Here is a 7,928-nt window from a genome sequence, read left to right on the forward strand (position 1 = left end):
TACATTTTCTCGCACCCCCTGATCGCGGACGAAAATATGAATTGTTCATGCTGTCCCGAAGAGTTATGAAACAGAGAATGTTTTGCAGGTATTTCAAGAGGAGAAAAAGATGATAAAAAAACTCATATTACCAGCCTTGCTCGTCCTTGGACTGATGGTGCAAGTGATTACCGCCCAGAGTGCGACAATTTCAGTAAGTCAGTTTGTCGAACATCCCGCACTTGACGCCGTATTAAAAGGTTTCCAGGATTATCTCGCCGAAAAAGGTGTGGATGTAAAGTATACTGTGCATAATGCCCAGGCCAATATGGGAACCGCAACCCAGATTGCCCAGCAGATGGTGGGAGAAAAGGCTGATCTTCTTGTTGCCATTGCAACCCCTTCCGCCCAGACCTGTGTCCAGGCACTCAGTAAAGCTCCCGCTGAGTTAAAGCGGCCATTTCTGTTTACTGCGGTGACCGATCCGGTTGCTGCGGGTCTGGTCAAAGATCTGCAAAAACCAACAGGTGGAATAACCGGTGTGTCTGATCTGCTCCCTGTTGAAGAGCATATAAAAATGGTACTAGCCTATAGCGATACGATCAAAACTATTGGCTTACTTTTTAATGCAGGTGAGGCAAACTCAAAAGCGACTGTTGCTTCAATTGAAGCTCTCAGCGGCAAGCTCGGGTTTAAAGTCGTTGAGGCAACGGCCTCAAAGACCGCTGATGTCTACCAGGCGGCAAAGAGCCTGGTTGGTAAGGTTGACGCTGTTTTTATTCCAACTGATAATACCATCATCTCAGCATTGGAATCTGTGATTAAGGTGGGAGTGCAGAACAAGCTGCCGATCTTTGCAGCTGATGTGGATTCGGTGAAAAGAGGTGCTGTTGCAGCAATGGGTTTTGATTACTACAAACATGGGTACCAGACAGGAGCCATGGCGGAGAAGATACTAGGCGGCATGGCCCCTGAAGATATCCCTGTCGAGTTTCAAAAGGATCTGCAGTTGCACATCAATGCAAATTTCTCAAAACAGATGGGCCTTATCCCGCCTGACGCACTTCTTCAAAAAGCCACTCAGGTTTACGAATAAAATCAAGATACTGTTATGACATTATATGCTGCACTAGGTGCCGTAGAACAGGGACTGGTCTACGGCATCATGGTTATTGGGGTGTATCTCACCTTTCGAATACTCGATTTTCCAGACCTTACCGTTGACGGTTCGCTCCCCTTGGGAGCCGCTATCTCTGCCGTTGCAATTACAAGTGGAATCAATCCCTACTTCTCACTCTTACTCGCCCTTGCAGGTGGTTTTTGTGCCGGGATGATGACAGCTTTTTTAAACACGAAATTTAAGATTCTGCATTTGCTGGCCTCAATTTTAACGATGATCGCCCTCTATTCGATTAATATTCGAATAATGTCCGGACCTAATGTGGCCCTGCTGGGAGTTGATACCGTTTTTGACTCTGTCATTCATCTTGGTATTCCGGCCCACTATGCAGGGCTTGTTGTCTTTGGCTGCTTTGCCGTCATCGTCCTCTCGTTTATCATTTGGTTTCTCTCAACGGAATTGGGACAGGCCATTCTAGCAACCGGCGACAATCCGCAGATGATACGGAGTCTCGGGGTAAATACCAATACCATCATCATTCTGGGGGTTGGGCTCTCCAATGGCCTGGTTGCTTTAAGCGGGGCTCTTGTTGCCCAGAATCAGGGCGCGGCGGATGTTGGTATGGGCATAGGCACCATCGTAGCAGGCCTTGCCTCGGTTATTATTGGAGAGACGGTCTTTGGTTGTAATACAATGGCTCGTGCCTTTATAGCGGCGCTTCTTGGATCAGTTGTCTACCGATTGGCCATAGCCCTTGCGCTGGGAATGGAGTTTGGAGATTTCCGCTTTAATCCCAGTGATCTCAACCTGATAACGGCCGTACTTGTTATTGTGGCACTCATCACTCCAAACCTTAAAAAGAGACTCATTCAGCGGTGATTACCTTAGACAACATTACCAAATACTTTCACAAGGGCAGTGTCAACGAGGTCTTTGCCCTGGATTCCATCAACCTGAAAATTGCTGAAGGGGATTTTGTCACCGTTATCGGCTCTAATGGTGCGGGTAAATCGACCCTTCTCAATTGTATAGCAGGCGGCTTTTTTCCTGATACCGGCAAGTTGACAATAGCCGGTAAAGATGTCACCGGCTGGCCTGAACATAAACGGGCTTCACTTATCTCCAGGGTATTTCAGGATCCATTGCTCGGCACCTGCCCTTCTGCCACAATTGAACAAAATATGGCCCTTGCAATTCTTCGTGGGAAGGTCAGGGGGCTTGGCAAGGGTGTAAAGGCAAAAGATCGTACCCGTTTTCGCTCCGAGCTCGAGAAGTTAGGTCTTGGACTTGAAGAGAGGTTGCTCGATAAGGTTGGTCTGCTGTCCGGCGGACAGCGTCAGGCGCTGACCATGCTGATGGCAACTATGATTAAGCCGCAGGTGCTCCTGTTAGATGAACATATTGCCGCTCTGGACCCGAAAACCGCAAGTCAGATACTTCACCTTACCCAGGATATCGTCGGCGGGCAGAACCTGACAACCCTTATGATTACCCATAACATGAAGCATGCCATTGCCTTTGGCAACCGGTTGATCATGCTGCATCAGGGACGAATTCTCTTTGATGTTCAGGGAGAAGAGAAGAAGAACCTCACCGTCAAGGATCTGCTGGAACAGTTTTACAAGGCCCAGGGTGAAGAACTGGCGATGGATTCAATGCTGCTCAGCTAATATCAGCGAAAATGGAGTATCAGCCTCTTATAATAATGCCTCACCTCATATGCCTGACATAATATGTCCGAGATCGCAACAATCGGCAGCATAGGACTTTGATGGAGAAGCTCAAATTTGACATTGTTTTTTTAGACTTGAGTTTTGAACATGACCAAAATTTCTGGATACATAAATAAAATATAGATGCTGTCGGGGGATTCCATCGACATAACGCCTCAAGAAAGGGCACCGCTTTTCGGCGTCCCGCTTGCTTGACTTGTTACTTTTGAATGCTGCTCCGAAATATAATTGTAAAAACCATCAGGGTCGCTTATTTTTGACTCTGGGAACACATATGCGTAGGCCGTATCCAGATAAATTAGAATCATACCTTGAACTCTTTCTATTTTTTTAACAATTGCCCAGGAATGAATACCTTTATAACCTTCGCCTTCTGAATTAATTCCATGCTCATCGAATATGAATGTGTGATTTCCACAGAACGTGCCTTCATCAGAGGGTTCGAAGGCCTTCCTGATTTTGAACATATTAAATAAAAATAAGGCGGATATGCTGATAAAAAACGCGCCTACAGATATTGCTGTAGGCCAATGAAAGCTACTATATTGGTTGAATATTAAGAGAAATCCGAAAGCAATAACCATCCAGATGAGCATGTTTACCCAAAAGCTGTCCATCCAAGTTTTCAGGTGCTTCGGCAACTCCTTTTCGATATAGCTTTGATATAGCTTCCAGTCTTCTTTTTGTAGGGTTACTTGAATTTCCATACTCACCTGTAAATGTAACGATTTGGGTAAGGCGTGCGACGTGAAAAAGCGTCGCACTTGACTCGATTAAACATTTTCAGCCAAACCTCTAAGCTCTCTATATATTGTATTTAAAAACTCAGTATTTATTTCAAATTTACCATTAAGACTAAAATCTACCGTTTCATTATAGCCGCTAAATGCATCACCTAAACTGAACGAAACAAAAACTGAGCTACCTTTGCCTGCTTCTATTTTTATATAACTATCATAGGTACCATTCAGGATTGGTGATATTTTTCTATTTGTTAAAAAAGAATCATATTCCATAATGAATTCGTCGATATTAAAAAAAATAATGTCTATGTTTTTACCGGTAAAAGTACCATGAACTATATCTATTTCTGCAGTAACTTCAAAGGTTGAGTAATCGTTGTCACCCTTACGTTCAATAGTAATTGAGTTCTTACTGTCTATGGAACTAATTTTCATACTTTTGTATTTGCCTTATGCGCCGGTCACCAGCGGCAGCTTTTTTCCGGCCGGTAGACCTGCCGGTTGAACGTCTTTGATTATTTTAATTTCAAACAATCTCTATCTGTTATCTTTGTTTTTGTTTTCCATTCTAAAACGTGTCAAAACTGCAGCCATTTCCTGATCAAGCCGGATATTCTCTGCCTTACCCGCTTCGACAAAAGCCCGCATACCGGCTATGGTCTGCCCGGGACTGGGCTTAGGTGCAAACCATACACCCGCCACCCAGTTTCGTACCAGGTCCCATTCCGGGGGCGTTTCAATCGCCATAAGGTGACGCCACCGTTTGCCCTGTTCTGGGACCCTTTTCCATGGCCAGTAGATCCAACCACTGACGTTGTATTTGGGGTCTTCAAACATGTTAATTACCTGGCTCACCCACTCTAAAGTGTGGGCACCAATCTCACCGTTTAAGATGGGGACATTCAGTTTCCTGGAGAGCTCGCTGTGTTTTTTCTGTTCCTCGTAGTTTATGTCCGAGCTCAACAAGTTATAGGTATGGAACGCCAGTGCCTGGTTGTCATCCAGTACCTCGGTAAACATGCTGGAGTCATTCGATGTGAAACCGCCAGCCGATAGAATTACCATGTGTTGGGTATCGACTTTACGAATGGCCTCAATAATTCTCCTGTACACATCCACAAGCACACTACCCGGCGTGAAAAGCGGTAACTGTGGCTCATTCAAGAGGTCGTAACCAGCAATGATGTTACGATTTTTATACCTATGAGCGATGGCCTGCCATAGCGCAACCGTCCTCTTGAGGTTAGATTCAGAAGTGTAAAACCCTGACCCATCCGGATCATTGACAAAAACCTCTGATTGTCCACCCGGGGCAGAATGCAGGTCCAGAACCACATAAACCCGGTTGTTTTGGCACCAGTCGAGTAGCCGATCCAGGAGCTCCCAGCCAGAAGTCTTATATTGAAATGGGCGGTCATCATCTTCCAGGATCGTGTGGTTGAAGGGAACCCTGACCACATTAAAACCCATGTCTGCAATCATGCGGATATCACGTTCAGAAATGAAATTTTGATAGATTTCTTTCTGAAATTTTTCAACTTCTTCCGCACCAACCAGTGCCGTTAATTTATTTACGATGTGAGTTTCAGAGGAAAAGATACCAGCACCCCACATCGGCCCGTTCCACATTAACCAACCTTCAATCAATACGCCCCTGAGAACCACTGGTTTACCTTCTCCATCGACAATTCTTGATCCGTCCTGATGGACCATTGGATTTGCCGCAATCACTGTCAGCGGCGAAACAAGCCACAATACTAACAGTAGGGCCTTAATCAAATGAGGTCTCCGCCTCTGGGTAGGCGCTGTTCCCTGGTATCGGATAAATAAAGCTAGTTCCAGTATGCGAGTTGCGATCGCACCAGAGCCAAAAGCATTTGTTTTTTTACCTGTAATGAGTTCATTCAGCCTCGCGAATTCCTTGTACGCGGTCTCTTGGCTCATGAGTTTCGATTCCTCCTACTATGCCAACGTGCTCGTCAGCCGCTCCGGGCCACCGACGCTAGAAAAACAAACCCAAGCTTTCCCGGTGTCGGCTGGATTGGCCATTGGAAAATAGCTTAGAATTGTCTTAGGTCTAAATGTATAGATATGTTCACGTTGAGAAATTGAAGTTCATTTTTTTAAAATATTGTCAGGAGTTGAAACCTGACCCTAATTCTACACTTTCAGGTTTTGCTATCCTATGGGTCAACTGCAGGGGCTGGCGGTCCATTCTCTGAATGAGTTGTGATCGTCGCGACATACCCTTTACTCGCTCTATTGGCAGGGTGATATACAACGCGAAACACCTTAATGCAGAGCTCGATTCCATCAGAGGACGTGAAATCTCGCTGGAAAGGTATCTCTGCACCATCAACCCAGCCAGGTCCTGTCCTTAGTCGTCGTAAAAGACGAGTCCAGGAATCCTCCCTGTCAAGGCTGGCGGGCACAAAAGGAGAACTGAAAGAGTAATAACCAACTTTCGTTTCTGGAAGACGAGTGCCTAAATCAAGCCAGTAGGGGGAGATAGCTAAAGAGGGAACTGGAGAAGACAATAATTCCATTACATTGACTCGGGAAGGGTAACCGTCATTGTCATTTGATAGTTTTTCTTTGGTATCTTGCTTGAGAAGATACACCGCCCACGCATCTCCTCTCCCCAATTGCAAGGCAACGGAATGTGAGGAGGAAGAGTTTAATCCGAATAGTTCTCCGATTAAAACTCCTGCTTGTCCATTAAGGACTACCCTTTTTTCAACCGCATTCGGAAATCGAGCTGCAGATGCAGGCACAGCAAGGAGAATGACAAGCATAAATATCCATAAAAACTCATATGTCTTCACCTTTTCTCCTTTGCTAAATGTATAATGTCTTGCTCAGCGGGAAACTGCGAGCGAGTAGTTTTTCCAGTGCAGCACTTTGGTATGTAAAAGTTGCATGTTGTAATTAATAATAGAAGTCTCCTGGGAGCATCAGCATCCTTAAGACAGTTTTTGCAAGGCCTCAATAATATCGTCAGGCTCTGAACGTGTTCTATAATCAACATCGACATAGCGCCATATAACTACGCCATCACGATTTAGTACAAATGTGGCGGGAATCGGTAAAACACTACCGTTGCCATTATTGATTGTTTCAAGATCAAGGTTGCGATCTACACGCATGTGCTCGACCAGAAACTCTGGTACTTTCCATGCGATACCATATTGTGAAGCTATTTTTGCATCTTGATCGGACAAAACAACAAAATCCATTTCGCTCATTTCATCTCGAGTCATTGATCCGTCAGGCACCTGTGGGCTGATAGCAACTAACGTAGCACCCAGTGCATGAATATCCTCTAAGCGTGCTTGCAAGGCTCTAAGTTGTAAGTTGCAGTACGGACACCAGCTACCACGATAAAATGTGAGAACAACGGGACCTTTTGCTAGTACAGCAGCCAACGATATCGATTTTCCTTCAGGGTCAGGTAGCTCGAAGCCAGGAGCTTTGTGGCCAATCTTAATGGCATCACTGCCTTGCTGGAAGGCTTTTGCCTGGTTAATAATATCATCGACTCCTCTCATAAAATCAGGATTAGCCTGTCGTCCCGCTGCAATCTTAGCATCGGTTTGTTTTCTTAAACTTTTCATATTTACTCTCTATAATGTATTACGGGATTAAGCGCTCTGAACTCAAAAATTCTTCGAGCTAAACCGCCTGCCAGAGAAAATACTAAGTGACAGTATGTAGTTATACATCACCGTATCTTTAGACACTTTTCTATTGAGCGTTCCAAGTAATGAACTTTTTATCTGTACTCTCACAAGGTTGCAAACTTGCAACTCTCCACATATGACTTGGGCCAGAAGCTTCGAGGCTTGTGCTTCCTGCCGCCAGACATAGATTGGAATTATTCAGCATTATTTGCCCAGATGAAAGAATCCTAAAATTTTGCAGTATACCGCCATCACACTCACGTAATATAAGGGCACTTCCAGGCAGTGCCGTATTTCCAGACGCACTTGCTGTCAGACACCTATTGTATGCTGGCATCTTGAGTGTACTTCCCTCAACAATAAATTCCTGATCGGGCGAGTCGGGTTTACATGTATGCACCTGAACCGGATCATCAACCTTTAAGTGGTCTCCCCAGCCGGCAACATCGAGGCAGTAGAATTCTGGCTCATCAAGTTGATCAACCAGCTTGAGCATAAAAGTATCGGCACTGTAAACCGAAGTAGTCATCAGTATGCTGGACAATATCCCTATGTGTCAGAATAGTTTGCACTTCAAATATTTTCATATATAACCAATGGGCGAAGTGAGAGCCTCTAGTGTCAAAACGTTACTCAGATAAGTTCAAAGAATCAGCAATCAAAAAAATGATGC

9 protein-coding genes are annotated in these 7,928 nt (G+C 44.9%); 3 read left to right on the forward strand and 6 right to left on the reverse strand.

What is annotated here, in order from left to right; translation table 11 throughout:
* Window positions 1–109 precede the first annotated feature (109 nt).
* The 3 genes from FCL48_RS24100 to FCL48_RS24110 are packed head-to-tail and all read left to right on the forward strand — an operon-like array spanning window position 110 to window position 2,769.
* A complete protein-coding gene (locus tag FCL48_RS24100) occupies window positions 110–1,075 on the forward strand; it encodes an ABC transporter substrate-binding protein (protein ID WP_169309364.1) in 966 nt (321 codons plus the stop codon).
* A 15-nt stretch (window positions 1,076–1,090) separates the two neighbouring features.
* Window positions 1,091–1,978 (forward strand): ABC transporter permease, encoded by an 888-nt coding sequence (locus tag FCL48_RS24105; protein ID WP_136876553.1) that lies wholly within the window; start codon window positions 1,091–1,093, stop codon window positions 1,976–1,978.
* The gene (locus tag FCL48_RS24110; RefSeq protein WP_136876555.1) at window positions 1,975–2,769 is read left to right on the forward strand and encodes an ABC transporter ATP-binding protein; all 795 of its coding nucleotides are present in this window, start codon (window positions 1,975–1,977) and stop codon (window positions 2,767–2,769) included. The genes FCL48_RS24105 and FCL48_RS24110 overlap by 4 nt, the downstream gene beginning before the upstream one ends.
* Window positions 2,770–2,987: 218 nt before the next feature.
* On the opposite strand, the gene FCL48_RS24115 is transcribed toward FCL48_RS24110, so the two are convergent.
* From FCL48_RS24115 to FCL48_RS24140, 6 genes are all read right to left on the reverse strand, one after another.
* Window positions 2,988–3,539: a YcxB family protein gene (locus FCL48_RS24115; RefSeq protein ID WP_136876557.1), complete on the reverse strand. Its 552-nt coding sequence runs from the start codon at window positions 3,537–3,539 to the stop codon at window positions 2,988–2,990.
* Between the two features lie 66 nt (window positions 3,540–3,605).
* Entirely contained in the window at window positions 3,606–4,010 is a 405-nt protein-coding gene (locus FCL48_RS24120) for a hypothetical protein (protein WP_136876559.1), read from the reverse strand.
* Window positions 4,011–4,112: 102 nt separating this feature from the next.
* The gene (locus FCL48_RS24125; RefSeq protein WP_136876561.1) at window positions 4,113–5,519 is read right to left on the reverse strand and encodes a glycoside hydrolase family 5 protein; all 1,407 of its coding nucleotides are present in this window, start codon (window positions 5,517–5,519) and stop codon (window positions 4,113–4,115) included.
* A 239-nt stretch (window positions 5,520–5,758) separates the two neighbouring features.
* A complete protein-coding gene (locus tag FCL48_RS24130; protein WP_136876563.1) occupies window positions 5,759–6,400 on the reverse strand; it encodes a hypothetical protein in 642 nt (213 codons plus the stop codon).
* Window positions 6,401–6,538: 138 nt separating this feature from the next.
* Window positions 6,539–7,189: a peroxiredoxin-like family protein gene (locus tag FCL48_RS24135; RefSeq protein ID WP_136876565.1), complete on the reverse strand. Its 651-nt coding sequence runs from the start codon at window positions 7,187–7,189 to the stop codon at window positions 6,539–6,541.
* Window positions 7,190–7,319: 130 nt separating this feature from the next.
* The gene (locus FCL48_RS24140; protein ID WP_136876567.1) at window positions 7,320–7,784 is read right to left on the reverse strand and encodes an RICIN domain-containing protein; all 465 of its coding nucleotides are present in this window, start codon (window positions 7,782–7,784) and stop codon (window positions 7,320–7,322) included.
* Between the last annotated feature and the right edge of the window lie 144 nt (window positions 7,785–7,928).

It is taken from the genome of Desulforhopalus sp. IMCC35007 (assembly GCF_005116575.1).
Taxonomy (GTDB): Bacteria; Desulfobacterota; Desulfobulbia; order Desulfobulbales; family Desulfocapsaceae; genus Desulforhopalus_A.